This window comes from Cupriavidus sp. FW306-1B-F12B, assembly GCF_058781795.1.
The window spans coordinates 213092-228085 of record NZ_JBYSXC010000012.1; the positions used below are offsets into that span (position 1 = coordinate 213092).

Below are 14994 nucleotides of genomic sequence, written 5' to 3' on the forward strand. Positions count from 1 at the left end.
AGGGAGGGAGGCAGTCAGCGAACCGCCGTGGTACGCGGGGCGCGGACCGTGATGCCTTCGGCCTCCAGAGCGGCGCGAATATCGCGCGCGAAGCCGGCCGTGCCGGGCTGATCGCCATGGATGCACAGCGTGTCGGCGCGCACCGGCACGTCGGTGCCCTGCTGCGAGCGCACCACGCCGTCGCGGACCATGCGCAGCACCTGCGCCACCGCGGTGCCGACGTCGGTGATCATCGCGCCGGGCTGTCCGCGCGGCGTCAGCGATCCGTCCGCCTGGTAGCTGCGGTCGGCAAATACTTCCTCGGCGACCGCCAGGCCGGCCTCCCGCGCGGCGCGCACCATTGCCGAGCCGGCCAGGCCAAAGAACAGCAGGGCAGGGTTGACGTCGCGCACGGCTTCAGCAAGGGCGCGCGCCATGCCGTCGTCGCGCGCCGCCATGTTGTACAGCGCGCCGTGGGGTTTTACATGGGCGAGGCAACTGCCGGCGGCGCGGGCAAAGGCCTGCACTGCGCCGACCTGGTAGACGGTCAGGTTGTAGATCTCGCCTGCCGACAGCGTCATGGCGCGGCGGCCGAAGCCCTGCAGGTCGGCAAAGCCGGGATGCGCGCCCACCGCCACGCCCCGGGCCACCGCGGCCCGCACCGTTGCGGCGATGGTCTGCGGATCGCCGGCATGCAGGCCGCACGCGATGTTGGCGGAGCTGATATGGTGCAGCACCGCCGCGTCATCGCCAAGGCGGTAGATGCCAAAGCTTTCGCCCAGGTCGCTGTTGAAATCGATCTTAGCCATGGCCGCGCTCCAGCGCCGCGAAGGCCGCATCCTGCAACTGCGCGAGCCGTTGCGCTTCCTCCAGCTCGACCACGGTGAAGCGCACGCTCTCACCGGGCATGCGCTGCGCCAGCCGCGGCAGGTCCACGGCGCAGACATGGGCGATCTTGGGATAGCCGCCCGTGGTCTGGCGGTCTGCCATCAGCACGATCGGCTGGCCGTCGGGCGGCACCTGGATCGTGCCGAATGCCACCGCTTCGGACCACATCTCGCGCGGCGAGGACAGGGCCAGCGCCGGCCCTTCGAGGCGGTAGCCCATTCGGTCGGACTGCGCACCGATACGGAACTCCGCGCTGGTGAATGCCGCCTGCGCGGCGGCGCTGAAGTCATCCCACTCGCGCCCGCGCACCACGCGCAGCGGGGCCTCGGGCGCTGCCACGATGCCGGCGGCGAAGCGCGCCTGCGGCAGAGCCTCGGGCAGCGCGGCACGCGGGGCGCACAAGCCGATCACATCGGCCTTGCGCAGCGGCTTGCCCTGCAAGCCGCCATATCCGCCACGCACGAAGGTGCTGTGGCTGTTCATGACCGGATCCAGCGCAAAGCCGCCTGCCACTGCCAGGTAGGCGCGCAGCCCGCTCTTGCGCTTGCCGAAGCTCAGCGTCGCGCCGGCCGGCACCACGCATGCCTGCGCGGTGGGCAGTGGCGTGCCGTCGATGCTTGCGTCGAGATCGGCGCCGCAGACCCCCACGGCAGTGGCCGCGTCAAAGCGCAGCGTGGGGCCCATCAGTGTGATCTCCAGGGTCGCGGTGTCCTGCGTATTGCCGACCAGCGCATTGGCCAGCCGATGCGCGCGCTCGTCCATGACGCCGTTGGCGGGCACGCCGAGCTGCTGGTAGCCGACGCGGCCGAGGTCCTGGAACGTGCTCAGCGCACCGGGCTTGATCACCTCGATGGCGGCGCCGGTTGGTTGTACCGGTGTAGTGGTCATCGAATCGCTCCATGGGCCGGTGAGGGGGTGCCTTGCGACGCGGCAATGTCGTCGAACTGTGCGGCCGAGACCGGCACGAAGCGCACCTGGTCGCCTGCATTGAGCAGGCAAGGCGCATCGCGGTGCGGATCGAACAAGGCCAGTGGCGTGCGCCCGATCAGGTTCCAGCCGCCGGGCAGCACCATCGGATAGATCACGGACTGGCAGTTGGCCAGCCCGATCGAGCCGGCGGGCACGGCGGTGCGCGGCGTGGTGCGCCGTGGCGGGGCCAGGCGTGCGTCGAACTTGCCCACATACGGGTGGCCGGGCGCGAAACCCAGCATCAGCACTTCGACCGGCGCCGCACTATGCAGCGCGATCACAGCATCGGGCGCGAGCCCGCAGCTTGCGGCCACCTCCTCAAGATCAGGCCCGTGGTCGCCGCCGTAGCAGACCGGGATCTCGACCACGCGAGCGGAGGCGGTCAAGGCGCCGAGTGGCTCGGCAAGCAGCACGGACAGCGCTGCGCTCAGCGCCTGGAACGGTGCCGTGCCTGGCGCGGCGCTAACGGCGGACGGACGGTAGTGGATGCCCACGGTCGCCAGCGCGGGCACGATATCGGTCACGCCCGGCAATGCGGCGGCACCAATGCGCGCCGCCGCGGCGCAGGCTTGTCGATTGGCAGTGCTCAATGCGGTGGCATCACGGCCGGCCTCGAATGCAACCACGAGCAGGCGATCGCCCGACGGTTCGATGCGCCACGGGATGGCCGCGGCGGGTGCCATGTCGAGAGGCAGCGCGTTCATGGTTGCACCTCGGGCTGCACCTCGCTGGCGACGGCAGGCGCAGCCGCGTGCGGCGCCGCGCTCGCGCCGATCAGCCGGGCGCTCTCGCGCGTGACGAAGCCGGTATCGACCTGGCCCGCGCGGAAGTCGGGGTGCGCCAGCACGTTGCCAAGGAACTCGACGTTATGGCGAATCCCTTCGATGCGCGTCTGCGCCAGCGCGTCCAGCATCGCCTGGCGCGCAGACTCGCGCCCGGCGCCGTGCGTGATCAGCTTGGCGATCATCGGGTCGTAGTAGGGCGTGATGGTGTCGCCCGCGCGCACGCCGGTGTCGACGCGCAACGCCGGCATCGCTGGCAGCGCGAAGGCCGACAGCTTGCCCGGCGACGGCATGAAATGGCGGGCCGGGTTTTCGGCATATAGCCGGCACTCGATCGCCGCGCCCTGGCGGCGGATGTCGGCTTGCGCAACCCGCGCGAGGGTGCCGGCTGCAAGCCGGATCTGCGCCTGCACCAGGTCCCAGCCGGTGACCGCCTCGGTGACACCGTGCTCGACCTGGATGCGGGTATTCATCTCGAGGAAGAAGAACTCGCCGCTGTCGGCATCGACGATGAACTCGACCGTGCCGGCACCGCGGTAGCGTTGCGATTCGGCCAGCGCGACGGCCGCGGCAGTCATGCGTGCCAGCACCGCGGGCGGCAGGCCGGGTGCCGGGCTTTCTTCGATGATCTTCTGGAAGCGGCGCTGCACCGAGCATTCACGCTCGAACAGATGCACGGCCGTGCCGTCGCCATAGCCGAATACCTGGACTTCGATATGGCGTGCGCGCGCGACGTAGCGCTCCAGGTAAACGCTGCCGTCGCCGAAGGCCTTGAGCGCGAGCGCCTGCGTGGAGGCCGCCGTGGCTGCCAGCGTGTCGGGGCTATCGACGCGTTTCATGCCGATGCCGCCGCCACCGCCTGCGGCCTTGACCAGCAGCGGATAGCCGACTTGCGCGGCAGCGTCTTCCAGGCCAGCCAGCTCACCGGGCAGAAAGCGGATGCTGCCCGGCAGGACCGGCACCCCGCAGGCGGCTGCGATCTCGCGCGCGCGGTTCTTGTCGCCCATGTTCTCGATCGATTCGACCGAGGGCCCGATCCAGCGCATGCCGGCGGCCTCGGCGGCCTGGGCAAAGGCAGTGTTCTCGGAGAGGAAGCCGTAGCCCGGATGCACGCCGTCGGCGCCATGCGCCAGGCCGGCTGCCAGGACGGCTTCGGTATTCAGATAGCTTTGTGCCGCTGGGGCGGGGCCGATGGACACGGCCACGTCGGCCATCTGGCAATGCAGTGCACCGGCGTCGGCCTCGGAATACACGGCCACGGTCTTGATGCCAAGCGCCTGTGCGGCGCGGATGATGCGACAGGCAATCTCGCCGCGATTGGCTACCAGGATTTTTTGCATGTCAGGCTCTTGCTGCTTGGGGGCGGACACGCGGCGCTGGCTTCGGCGCCGCGTGGAGTGCCGGCCTGCGGGCCGTCGGGGCGCGGCGTGGCCGCGCTTTTATTGACTTACTTGGCGAACAACGAGGCGATATTGGCAAACGCCTTCAGCTCCAGCGCATTGCCCGACGGATCCAGGAAGAACATGGTGGCCTGCTCGCCGACCTCGCCCTTGAAGCGGATATGCGGTTCGATGATGAATTGCATGCCGGCGCCCTTGAGCTTGTCGGCAGCCGCCTGCCAGTCGTGCATCGACAGCACCACGCCGAAGTGGCGCACCGGCACGGCATCTCCGTCCACCGCGCTGGTCTTGCGGTGGCCGCATTCTTCCGGCGCCAGGTGGGCCACGATCTGATGGCCGTAGAAATTGAAGTCGACCCAGTCTTCCGAGCTGCGGCCTTCGGGGCAGCCCAGCAGCTCGCCATAGAATTCGCGCGCGCTGGCGATGCTGTGGACCGGGAAGGCCAGGTGGAACGGGGGCAGGACTGCGGTGGATTCGCTCATGGTGTGGAGACTCTTGGCAATGGATGTGTAGTGGGGACGTGCGGCGCGTGGCAACGCACCGTCCTGGAACCAAAGTCTATGCATGGCAAAAAATTAATAAAAGCGATATATTTTTGATCTTAGCTCCACGAAAATTGATGAATCGACATGTTGCGAGAACTGCGCACCTTTATCGCCGTCGCCCGCCACGGGACCTTCGCCAACGCCGGCGCACATATTGGCCTGACACAGTCGGCCGTCAGCGCGCAGATCCAGCGGCTGGAGTCAGAGCTCGGTTTCGCGCTGTTCGACCGCACCGGCCGTTCAGCGCGCCTGAACCCCGCCGGGCGCGAAACGCTGGCGCTGGCCGAGGAGCTAGTCGTGCTTTACGAGCGGATCGGCCACCAGGGCCTCGACATCCAGGGCTCGGGCATGGTGCGCATCGGTGCCATCGCCTCGGCGCAAGCCACCTTCCTGGCCGATGCCATTGCCGCGTTCCGGGCCGAACTGCCCGGCTGCCGTGTGCGGATGGTGCCCGGCGTTTCGCTCAACCTGCTCGGCCAGGTCGACGCCGGCGAGATCGACATCGCCGTCATGATCCGGCCGCCCTATGCGTTGCCCGCCGAACTGGAATGGCGCCCGCTGCTGGAAGAGCCCTTCGAACTGCTGGCGCCCGCCGCGCGGGCCGGCATGGACTGGAGGGACGCAATTTCCACGGCGCCCTTTATCCGCTATGACCGGGCTTCGTTCGGCGGCAGGCTGGTCGACCAGTTCCTGCGCAAACAACGAATCGCGCCTCAGGAAGCCATCGAGCTCGACGAACTCGAAGGCATCGTGCAACTGGTGGCGCGCGGGCTCGGCGTGGGCCTGTTGCCTCGCATGCTTGCCGGTGGCGCGCGGCCGCCGGGCGTGACGGCACTACCGCTTGGCGACGACACGTTCTATCGCGAGGTGGGACTCGTCGAGCGCGCGCGGCACAGCCGGCAGCCAGTCGCGAGCCGCCTTGCCGACCATATCGGCAAGGCGGCGCAGGCGATGGTGGCGTCGGATCGAAGCGATCGGCCCTGACCTGCAGCGCAGGTTCCGTGTCTTCGGGCGCGGCGGGGCGATCTTCTATGGGCTGTCGGTGCTCGACATCGCCCTGTCGGACATCTCATTCTGCACGGGGAGCAAGGGAATTCTGCTCAGTGCGCCTTCCCACGAAAGTCCAGCGGCACCGGCTGGGTCAGCGTCTCGGGGCGCAGGATGCGGTCGAGTTCCTCTTTAGACAGCAAGCCCTTGCGCAAGACGATTTCATAGACGCTGCCGCCCGTGGCGTGCGCTTCCTGCGCAACGGCGGTCGCGTTCGCATAGCCGATGTAGGGGTTGAGCGCCGTCACGACGCCGATCGAGTTCTCGACCGTGGCGCGCAGCCGGTCGGCATTCGCGGTGATGCCTTTGACGCAGCGCTCGGCGAGCGTCAGGCAGCCGTTGCGCAGATGGCTGACGCTCTTGAACAGGCTGTGCGCGATGATCGGCTCGAACGCATTGAGCTGGAGCTGGCCGGCCTCGGCCGCAAAGCTGACAGTGACGTCATTGCCGATGACTTCGAAGGCGATCTGATTCACGACTTCGGGGATCACCGGATTCACCTTGCCGGGCATGATGCTCGAGCCGGCCTGCATCGGCGGCAAGTTGATCTCGCCCAGGCCAGCGCGTGGACCGCTGGATAGCAGCCGCAGGTCGTTACAGGTCTTCGACAGCTTCACGGCAACGCGCTTCAACACGCCGGAGAGCTGCACGAAGGCGCCGCAGTCCTGCGTGGCCTCGATCAGATTGGGTGCGGTCTCCAGCGGGATGCCGGTGATCTCGCGCAGGCGCCGCAGCACCACCGGCGCATACGACGGATGCGCGGTGATGCCGGTGCCGATCGCGGTGGCACCGAGGTTGATCTCGCAGATCAGCATCGCGGCTTCGCGCAGGCGCGCCTCGTCCTCTCCGAGCATCACGGCGTAGGTGCTGAATTCCTGGCCGAGCGTCATCGGCACGGCGTCCTGCAGCTGAGTGCGGCCCATCTTGATGATGTGGGCGAACTCGTCGGCCTTCGCCTCGAAGGCCCGTCGCAGCACCGCCATGGCGTCCACAAGACCGGCGATACCGAACCACGTAGCGACCTTCAGCGCGCTCGGGTAGACATCGTTGGTGCTCTGGCCGATGTTGACGTGCTCGTTCGGGTGCAGGTGCTGGTACTCGCCCTTCTGATGGCCGAGCAGTTCGAGCGCGCGGTTGGCGATCACCTCATTGGCGTTCATGTTGGTCGAGGTGCCGGCGCCGCCCTGAATCACATCGACGACGAACTGGTCGTGCAGCTTCCCGGCAATCAACTCCTGGCAGGCGCCGACGATTGCGTCGCAGCGCGCCTTGTCGAGCAGGCCCAGCTCATGGTTGGCCTGCGCCGCGGCCTGCTTGATCGCCGCCAGCGCCTTGATCAGCTCCGGGTAGATGGAGATCGGGGTGCCTGTGATAGGGAAATTCTCGACGGCGCGCAACGTATGCACGCCGTAGTAGGCCTGGACCGGGACTTTACGGTCACCCAGGAGGTCATGTTCGGTTCTGAAGAGTCCGGCAGTCATGGTTACGCCCCTCGCGCAAATTGGGTTCAGCACTGTTGGCGAAGTCTATGGAATCGGCCGCGCCTGCACCACGTTCGATGCCAAGATTTCATGGGTTGTCGGGGCGCAATGCATGGTTATGCAGAAATGGCATAACCGTCGATTCGGTTCTGCCGGTCGCCTTCGCACCTGCTAGGGCAATCTGATGGCAAGTTACGTAAGCGGCGTATTTTGCGTGATGACTTGGGGGAGGCCCCGAGCGGGTGCCCGGTATTGCCCGATGTTGCCGCGGCTCACCGGGGCTTTCCTACTCGTGCCGCCTGGATGGCGATGCTTCCGCTTGCTGAGATGTCCGACAACCGGGTCGCGACCTTCCCGCGTTTCGTATTTGCACCAGAACCTTCGCCCTACCGCGTGGCGAACGCCAGCCGCGGTGGCGCTTCTGGCACCGCGCAGCGAACGCGCCGGTCGCGCTCCGGCAGTGTCAGCTGGGTATGTGGCGGCGCGGCTCGCCGCACGCCGAGGATTTCCGCTACATTGGCTTGCGGGCGGAGCAGCGGCCGCAGCAGCGAGGCGGGTCCTGTGAGCAGCGGCGTCACGCCCGGGCCGTGCCCGCTGACCGTGCTGTCGCCGTGCACCACGACGCCGATGGTCACGCGGTCATTGGCGTAGCGCGGCCCCCGCCGCGTATCGGCGCCGATGATCGCCACCATATCGCCGAAGCGCAGGCTGCCCAGACGGTAGCGCTCACGTGCCTGCCGGTCCGACAGCTGGATATCGTAATCCCCGCGCCATGCATTGTTCTTTCCCAGCCCGGAGCCCATGACGCGCGCCGGCACCAGATGCGTGACCGGCGCATGGAGCTGGCCATCGCGCTCCAGCAGGCCCCATCGCGCCAGCAGGCGCGGCGAGCAGTTGAGGACTTCGATTCGGGGGTGGTCGCGGAGTCGTAATCCCAGTCCATGCGAAAGAATCTGGATGCGGTCGCCGATGCAAAGGCGCACCAGCACCTCCGTGGGAAAGTCCACCAGCACGTGGTTGACGCCGCCGTGCTTGCCCGTCACCACACCAGTCCGGCCCGCGCACGCTCCGTTGACCACACGGGCCGGATTGCCGACGCAGGCATAGGTCAGCAGGGCGCTGTTGGGTCCGTCGCGTGGGCCGACGATCTCGCGCCCGTTGTTGTGCAGGGCGACCCCCGGCTCGATATGGTCGCCCGCCAACCCGACGCAAGGATCGCCGATGCGCTTATTGACCACGATGCCGCCGGTACCTGGCAGGACGCGCGGCACGCCGTCGTAGCCAATGCGGTAGGGCGAGGCGCGCCCCACGGGATGGGCGATCTGCCCAAGGACGGACACCGCCACGAGTTCGTCGGCATTGATTCGGGGAACGGGGCGTGCACCGTCGCGGCCGGCCGGACGGGACAGGGCTTGCTGGACGAGCGGAATCGGGCGGGACATGGGAGCCATCTCCTATCGCATCCTGCGCACCACGGTGGCGGCGACCTGCGGCTGTCTCGGCGCGCGCCGGTTCTCGGCCGCGACGGTGTCGTAGACGGTGTGCGCGATATGGTGCAGCTCCGCATCGGTCACGCGTCCGCTGACCTGATAGAACAGGCGCACGCGCTGCGGCAGCCCGGGCACGGCGCTGGTCCGAGACTGGCGCATATGGCGCCGCACCTGGTCCACGTCGCGCACCACCTGTCGCGCAAGATGGCCCAGGCGTAGCCGTCCGTTGGCGTCGCGGTAATCGGTTGCGTGTAGCAGCTTGCTTTCGAGGCCGGCCGGCAGGCGCTTGGGGGCAGCCGGCATCGGCGTGAGATCGAGCACCGAGCCGCCCCTGCGCGGGCCGATGCGGAGCTGGTTGCGCACATCGAAGCCGCGCAGGCACAGGCGTTCGACCAGGATCTGCTCGGCGCAACGGCCACGCAGGTTATTGATGACGATGAGCGCCGGACGCTGCCCGCGCGGCCGGGCCTCAGCGGCGGCCAGATCACGGCATGCCAGATGCCGGGCGCGCGAGGCCGGCAGGCATTCGTTGCGGCCGACGGCAGGGTCGGCATCCCCGGCGCGTCCGCGCTCGCGCGTCCAGTGCCGAACGGCATCGTCAAGCATGGCGTCGACGAACTGGTCGATTGCTGCGCTCATGCTTCGGCTCCTTGCGGGGCCGGTGTGCCGATCGCCGGCGTGGGGCAAAGGGGATACCACCAGGCGGTGGCTTGCTGCCAGGGGTCGGCATGATGGCCGGTCCCGACCAGCGGGCCATCGACGCAAGCATGGTGCGGCGACGACGCCATCACATGCAGCGCGGCCAGCCTGGGCAGGCGTTCGGCGAGCCCGGCGACGCCTGCCGCTGCCAGTGCGTCGCGCAGCAGCGAGCGCTCGGCGCCGAACAGGGATTCGGAAGGCAGCGGGTCCAGATGCCGCACGTCGACGCCGCTTCGCCACAGGGCATCCACCGGCCACGGTGCGCCGTCACCATCAAGCGTGGTCAGCACGATGGCGGCATCGAGCGTGGCGGAGAGTGCGAGCGTGTCGAGGGCGATGGCGAGCGGATCCCACCAGGGGGAGGGCATTGGGCCGAGCGCCGGCCTTGCCCCCTCGCAGCGGCGCAGCAGGGCGTCGAGCAGGACCTCGTAGCGCTCGACCACGGCATGGTCGGCAGCGTCGCCAAGCTGGGAACCGGCCACGTTGTCTCCGACCCAGCGAAACGGCCACGACGCGGCATCGGTGCAGTCGCGCATCGCGATCCACGCAATCAGAGCGGGTTCGAGCGGCGGCGGCACGGCGCCGCCGCTGTCCAGTGCCGCGCCGTTGGCCGAGAGGCTCGGCAGTACCATCTCGCTCGCATCGATGACCTGCCAGAACGCGCGCGTGAGCCAGGGCTCCAGCACCCGCGTGAGCCGCAACGCCAGGCTCGGCCCCCAGGGCGACCCGAGCACCAGCGCGGGATCGAGGATGCAGGCGAGCTTGCGTTGCCGTACCGATACGATCATGTCCTCAGCATGCATGGCGGGGCGTCTCCGTGTCAGCCGCGGTCAGGGATGCGCAAATGTACGGCGCGCCACGGTCAGGCCGCAGCCTGCGGCACGCCGAGCACGCTGTTCAGCGCGTGTGTCACGCCGGGGAATCCTCGGCCCTCGGGCGTCATCCGGTACGCGGCGACCCACGCTTCCGCGTGCGCGCCCATGGGCCGCACCACGCTCTGGAACAGGATCGGATCGGTTGCGGTCTTGAAATCATTGTCCGCAACAAACTGCAGGATCCGCCGGCCGCTTTCGGCCATCTTGGCCCGTTGCGAGGGCTCGGCCACCCCGCCGAGATAGCGATTCGAGACGATCTCGACCACATCCCACTTGGTGTTGGCGTCAAAGGCCTTCTTGATGTCGGGCGAATCCAGCAGCTTGAGCACCTGGATCAGGTAATGCCCGGTTTCCATCGCGAGCGCGAAGATATTGCCGTAGGTGGACCGGTCCAGCGCATAGCGCAGGTCGAGTCCGATGCGCTGGATGGTGCCGACGCTGCCGAAGGGACGCTGGTCGATCAGCTGTCCGCCCCGGATGACTTCGCCGATCAGCAGATCGCGGAAGTACTGGCCCATCGCCACCATGAAGCCGACCATCTGGCGATGGAAATTGCGGTTGACCACTGCGCCGGCCGGGGCCTGCGCGGTGCCATAGTTGAAGGCGCGCCGATAGGCCACCATGCGGTCCTGCCGGGTGTAGCGCAGTGGCCGCCATTTTTCGAGCAGATAGAGTCCGCGCGCGCCGGGGCCGCGCTGGATGCGCATCTTCCCCAGGCGGAACAAGCGCAGCAGGGTCTCCACCACCTCAAAGATCTTCATGCGCTCGTGCTGATAGATAAAGTACAGCTCGGCAGCCGCATGCAACTGGCTCGGGATGATTGAATCGTCGAAGTCAGGCTGTACATAGGGATAGCCGATCTTCTCGAAGCCGACTGCCCCCTGCGGACCGAGGCCGAGCAGATCGAAGAAGCCCTCCTCCCCGCTGCCATTGGGTTTGGACAACAGTTCAGAGTAACGCTGCTCGAACTGCGACGCGAAGGCGTCGCGCTGGTCGGGCGGCAGGCTGGCCAGCTGCTCCTGCAGAAAGGTCTCCCACAGGCGCTGAATGGTTTCGGTGGTCTGGAAGTTCATGATGCGCTCCGTCGTCGGGGGTCAGGCCTTGGCAGGGCCGCCGTCGGGACCCGCAGGGCCCGCTCCGGTACCGTCGGCGCCAGTACCTTCGGCGCCGTCGAAGGCATCAGCCGCACCGGGAGTGAGAGGGGCGGGGGCAGCGGCGGGCGGCACGGCGGACGTGCCCGGCGTAAGGAGTCGCCGGCGATTCCGTTCCCCCAACTCGTGCGCGATACGATCGATCGAGCCGTCCGGATGCGGCGGAATCTGCGGGGCGTGCTCGCGATAGTCGCGGTTGCGCCGGTGCCACTCGGGCACGCGCTGCTCGATCATCATCAACGCGCCGCGCTGGTATCCCGGCAGCATTCCGATATTGCCAAAGGTCCCCATATGTGGCGGACTGTGATAGACGGGGGCGAGCGTCGCATCTGCAAGCACATCCGAGGCCGGAATGCAGCCGGATGTCATCTGTTCGACGATGGGCCGCAGTGCGCGCTCGGCCTGCAGCTGGAGCACAAGCTCGCCATGCATCAGCCAGGCGAGCGGTGTTGGTCCTGCCGGCCCTGTCAGATCGAAGTGATCAATGGTGTGCTTGTCCCATACACCCCATTGGGGCGCGGGGATGACCGGATCCTGCAGGGCGGCGAAGCTGACCCCTGCCGGGATCAGCAGTGCGGCCATTTCCGACAGCATTGCGCCCGTCGGGTTGTCGGGATTGGTGATGTCCTTCATCGGTGCAGCGGCATCGAGCCAGACATTGGGGTAACGCAGCGCCAGCGCAAAGATGGCGTGGGCGGCGGCACGCTGTTCCGGCATGCCAAACTCTTCGGTGCCGTTGGCGTAGAGATCGATTGCGCGGTCGAGATCGTGCAGGACGCGGTCAAGCAGGACCTGCAGCTTGAGCGTATCGGGGTCGCAGTCGCAACGGGTGACACAGTCGATGGTCGAAGCAAATCTGCCGCGCAGACTGACCAGATTCATCAGGCGCTGCTCGGCAAAGGTGGTGCCGCTCCCTCCGTAAAGGCCATACATCAGTACGCTGGGACGCGCAATGCGCAGGAGGCGCAGGCCGCCGGAAGCCTGGAAGCCGTCCACGAACAACTGCAAGGCGTCCTGGAACGCCAGCAGCGGTGGCGCGTCGCGGACCGGCAGGTGCAGCGTCACCTGCACGAAGCGCGAGAACCGCCCGAGCATGTTCCATGCGGTCGCGCCGACCCGGCGCAGCCCGTCGCTCGAGCCTCCCGCACACAGCTGGATCATTTCGTCCATCGCACGGGAAAGGTCGGCTTCGTGGAGCAGTGCCCGCAGGTCCGACTGGCCATGCGCTTCGAGACTGGCGTGCAGGCCGCGATAGGCGGCCAGGCCTCGCGGCATCGTGTTCTGGTCCAGCGATTCCTGGGCCACGCCCGACATATTGCGCAGGCACACCAGCACCTGGTCGCGCCGCGCCTGCAGTTCAGAGTAGGGCACGCGCAGTAATGTGCGCCCGCCCTGGAAGCCTGTATTGGCGAGCGCCTCGCCCATCAACACCAGAAGCACCGCAGCCACTTCGTCGAGGCTCTGCCCGAGATTGCGATAGCTTTCGTTCAGCTCGGTGGACAGCGCGCCCACCATCCGCGCCAGCCTGGCATATTCGCCCAGGCGCCGCCGTGCGGCGAAAGCCCGGTCCCGGCTGTAGGGGTCGAGGGACTGGCGTGCCGCCGCGACGCCATCGTCGATGGTGAGGGACAGGGTCTGATGCCACCCCTCCAGCTCTGGCCGGATGTCCTTGGTCAGGTTGCTCGCGATCAGTTGCTGCAGATCCTGCTCCACATCCGCCCGGGCCTGATCCAGATCCAGATTGGTCGCGGTCGCCTCCGGCGCAGCGATGGCCGAGGGCCGTGGAGCCGCGGTATTCAGGAACGGCAGTCCCTGAGCCTCGCCGCCGATACCCTGCGCGCGCGCGTCGGACTGGTAACGGTCCAGCAATGCTCTCGCGATCTGCTGGGCGTCGTTGGGATCTCCGATCTTCAGTTCGCGCCGCAGCAGGGTATCGAAGGCGAGTCGCTGGCTGTTTCCGATGCTCGTGGGTTTGCCGTCGGAGCCGGACGGAACCGGTTGGGGAATCGCGGGATAGGCCATGGTGATCCTCTGTTGCGTTGAACGGCGTGATGCGTGTTGTCGTGCGCGCCTACGACACCAGGTGCAATAGCGCAGGTTGCGGCTCGTACGGCGCTGCGCGCGGGCGTCGCGAGGCCATGCGCGCGCTCAGCTGGCCGATCACGCAGTGCGCGAGGCGCCTCGGCGGGATGCGCCCGTCCACTATCGCGTAGTGCGCGGCGCTCACGAGGTGGCGGGGAGGCAGTCCGGTTTCACGTTCGGACGCAAGCAGCCGCGCGCCTTCGCGAATGGCCGCCTCGTCGTCACGCGAGAAGGGAATGATGTCGGCCAGGGCGCGCTGGGCGAGGTTGCGGCGCGTCTGGAACGCAATCTCGTCGACGACGTCCGGGACGATGCGCGGCACGCTCTGCATCAGCGCGGCGGGTATGCGGTGCCCGGCGGAGGGCTGGTACAGGTTTTGCCAAACCCGTAACAGCCGTGCGGCGTCGCGCGTGAAGCCGAGCCGGCGTAGCATTTCGGCCAGCAGGTAGACACGCAGGTAGGCGGTGGGATGCGCGCCGCCGGGCCGGTAGGTCATGGTGCGCGGCTGGGGGTGCGCGAGGAAATCCGCCATGCCCCAGGCCGCCGCCGGGCCACCGAGCAGGATGGCCGCGAGGTCCGCGAAGATCTCCTTGTGCCAGCGGCCGTAGACGGTGGCGAGAAAGGGATCGCGCGTCTTGCCCATGGTGCGCCTGAGTACGGCCTGGCGGTTCTCCCTCCAGATGCCGAGGTCGGCCTGCAGGTTGTGTGCGACTTCATGCAGGAAGACCGATTGCCATGGCTGGTCTCGGTCCCAGGGTATGCGGATCAGCGGAAAGGGATTGGTCTCGCCGAGCAGCCGCGACAGCGCCACGCCACGGCGCATCGTCGCGGGAGAATAGCCGTGCTCCATGTAGCAGACCGGCTTGAGCAGCGGGCCATCGAAGACGCGCGGCGCGGCGCGTCGAACGGCGCGGTAGCAGTCTTCGGCGATGACGTCGTGCGCGGCGAGCGACGGGCCGAAGCTCGTGCCCCGCTGCGCGAACACTTCGTAGAACATGCCGAACAGCCGCCGCGCGCGGTCAAGTTCGCGCTCGACCAGCGCCACCTCGATCAACACCCGTTGCGCAGGCCTCTGCTGCCAGTCCGGCAGCATCTGATCGAAGCGCGCGCGGATGCGTTGCTCGGCCTGGGCCAGCCGCGCGTTGGCCGTGTCGAAATGTTGCTGCGAAGGCGCATGGGGCATGTCTTGCGGGCGCAGTCCGACAAAGGCGTTGTCGACCCGGGCCAGCCGCGACAGGCGCGCGGACAGGCCGCGAATCTTTGCGCTCAGGAATCGCTGCAGGTTCATGGCCGGCCCCCGTTCCGATCGGTGTCACTGGCGACGATTCATGCGCCACGGACGATGATGGTCACCGGCCCGCGCACATGCATGCGACGGCCGCCGCAGTGTGGGCAGCCGACGCCATGGCCGCCATAGTTGCGGGACTGGGCGCGCGGGCCGGTTGCCGCGACACGGCGCGCTAACGGCGCTATCGTGCGCGCGGCGGCCTGCGCGCCGCGGCCGCGCGGCGTGGCCCGGCGCGCCGCAGGCACCAGCGGCTTCGACAGCTGGCGCGCCGCCTGGGGTCGCCGTGCCACGGCTTGCGCGGTGCGGGTGGCGGTACGC

At 67.9% G+C, this 14994-nt stretch carries 14 protein-coding genes; 1 reads left to right on the forward strand and 13 read right to left on the reverse strand.

Features of this window, described 5'->3' with window-relative positions:
- Positions 1 to 14: 14 nt before the first annotated feature.
- The 5 genes from AC3WLE_RS20805 to AC3WLE_RS20825 form a co-directional block, all read right to left on the reverse strand.
- On the reverse strand, positions 15 to 788 hold the full coding sequence (locus tag AC3WLE_RS20805; RefSeq protein WP_492356840.1) for a LamB/YcsF family protein: 774 nt from the start codon (positions 786 to 788) through the stop codon (positions 15 to 17).
- On the reverse strand, positions 781 to 1755 hold the full coding sequence (locus AC3WLE_RS20810; RefSeq protein ID WP_492317794.1) for a 5-oxoprolinase subunit C family protein: 975 nt from the start codon (positions 1753 to 1755) through the stop codon (positions 781 to 783). Before AC3WLE_RS20810 ends, AC3WLE_RS20805 begins: the two co-directional genes overlap by 8 nt.
- The gene (pxpB, locus tag AC3WLE_RS20815) at positions 1752 to 2540 is read right to left on the reverse strand and encodes a 5-oxoprolinase subunit PxpB (RefSeq protein WP_492317793.1); all 789 of its coding nucleotides are present in this window, start codon (positions 2538 to 2540) and stop codon (positions 1752 to 1754) included. The genes AC3WLE_RS20810 and pxpB overlap by 4 nt, the downstream gene beginning before the upstream one ends.
- Positions 2537 to 3958, reverse strand: a complete 1422-nt coding sequence (locus AC3WLE_RS20820) for an acetyl-CoA carboxylase biotin carboxylase subunit (protein WP_492356839.1) — start codon at positions 3956 to 3958, stop codon at positions 2537 to 2539. Before AC3WLE_RS20820 ends, pxpB begins: the two co-directional genes overlap by 4 nt.
- A gap of 107 nt (positions 3959 to 4065) precedes the next feature.
- A complete protein-coding gene (locus tag AC3WLE_RS20825) occupies positions 4066 to 4500 on the reverse strand; it encodes a VOC family protein (RefSeq protein WP_492317791.1) in 435 nt (144 codons plus the stop codon).
- A 147-nt stretch (positions 4501 to 4647) separates the two neighbouring features.
- Here AC3WLE_RS20825 and AC3WLE_RS20830 point away from each other — a divergent pair, with 147 nt between their 5' ends.
- The gene (locus AC3WLE_RS20830) at positions 4648 to 5547 is read left to right on the forward strand and encodes a LysR family transcriptional regulator (RefSeq protein WP_492317790.1); all 900 of its coding nucleotides are present in this window, start codon (positions 4648 to 4650) and stop codon (positions 5545 to 5547) included.
- 116 nt (positions 5548 to 5663) lie between these two features.
- On the opposite strand, the gene aspA is transcribed toward AC3WLE_RS20830, so the two are convergent.
- The 8 genes from aspA to AC3WLE_RS20870 form a co-directional block, all read right to left on the reverse strand.
- Complete coding sequence (gene aspA, locus AC3WLE_RS20835; protein ID WP_492356858.1) at positions 5664 to 7091, reverse strand: aspartate ammonia-lyase; 1428 nt, start codon at positions 7089 to 7091, stop codon at positions 5664 to 5666.
- A 386-nt stretch (positions 7092 to 7477) separates the two neighbouring features.
- Positions 7478 to 8533 (reverse strand): DUF4438 domain-containing protein, encoded by a 1056-nt coding sequence (locus AC3WLE_RS20840; RefSeq protein WP_492317789.1) that lies wholly within the window; start codon positions 8531 to 8533, stop codon positions 7478 to 7480.
- Between the two features lie 12 nt (positions 8534 to 8545).
- Positions 8546 to 9220, reverse strand: a complete 675-nt coding sequence (locus AC3WLE_RS20845; RefSeq protein ID WP_492317788.1) for a hypothetical protein — start codon at positions 9218 to 9220, stop codon at positions 8546 to 8548.
- Positions 9217 to 10083: a hypothetical protein gene (locus AC3WLE_RS20850; RefSeq protein WP_492317787.1), complete on the reverse strand. Its 867-nt coding sequence runs from the start codon at positions 10081 to 10083 to the stop codon at positions 9217 to 9219. The genes AC3WLE_RS20845 and AC3WLE_RS20850 overlap by 4 nt, the downstream gene beginning before the upstream one ends.
- A 59-nt stretch (positions 10084 to 10142) precedes the next feature.
- On the reverse strand, positions 10143 to 11228 hold the full coding sequence (locus AC3WLE_RS20855) for a hypothetical protein (protein ID WP_010811754.1): 1086 nt from the start codon (positions 11226 to 11228) through the stop codon (positions 10143 to 10145).
- 21 nt (positions 11229 to 11249) lie between these two features.
- The gene (locus tag AC3WLE_RS20860; RefSeq protein ID WP_492356838.1) at positions 11250 to 13328 is read right to left on the reverse strand and encodes a hypothetical protein; all 2079 of its coding nucleotides are present in this window, start codon (positions 13326 to 13328) and stop codon (positions 11250 to 11252) included.
- A gap of 49 nt (positions 13329 to 13377) precedes the next feature.
- Entirely contained in the window at positions 13378 to 14676 is a 1299-nt protein-coding gene (locus tag AC3WLE_RS20865; protein ID WP_492317785.1) for a hypothetical protein, read from the reverse strand.
- 38 nt (positions 14677 to 14714) lie between these two features.
- On the reverse strand, positions 14715 to 14994 hold a 280-nt coding region (locus AC3WLE_RS20870), incomplete at its 5' end, for a hypothetical protein (RefSeq protein WP_492363590.1).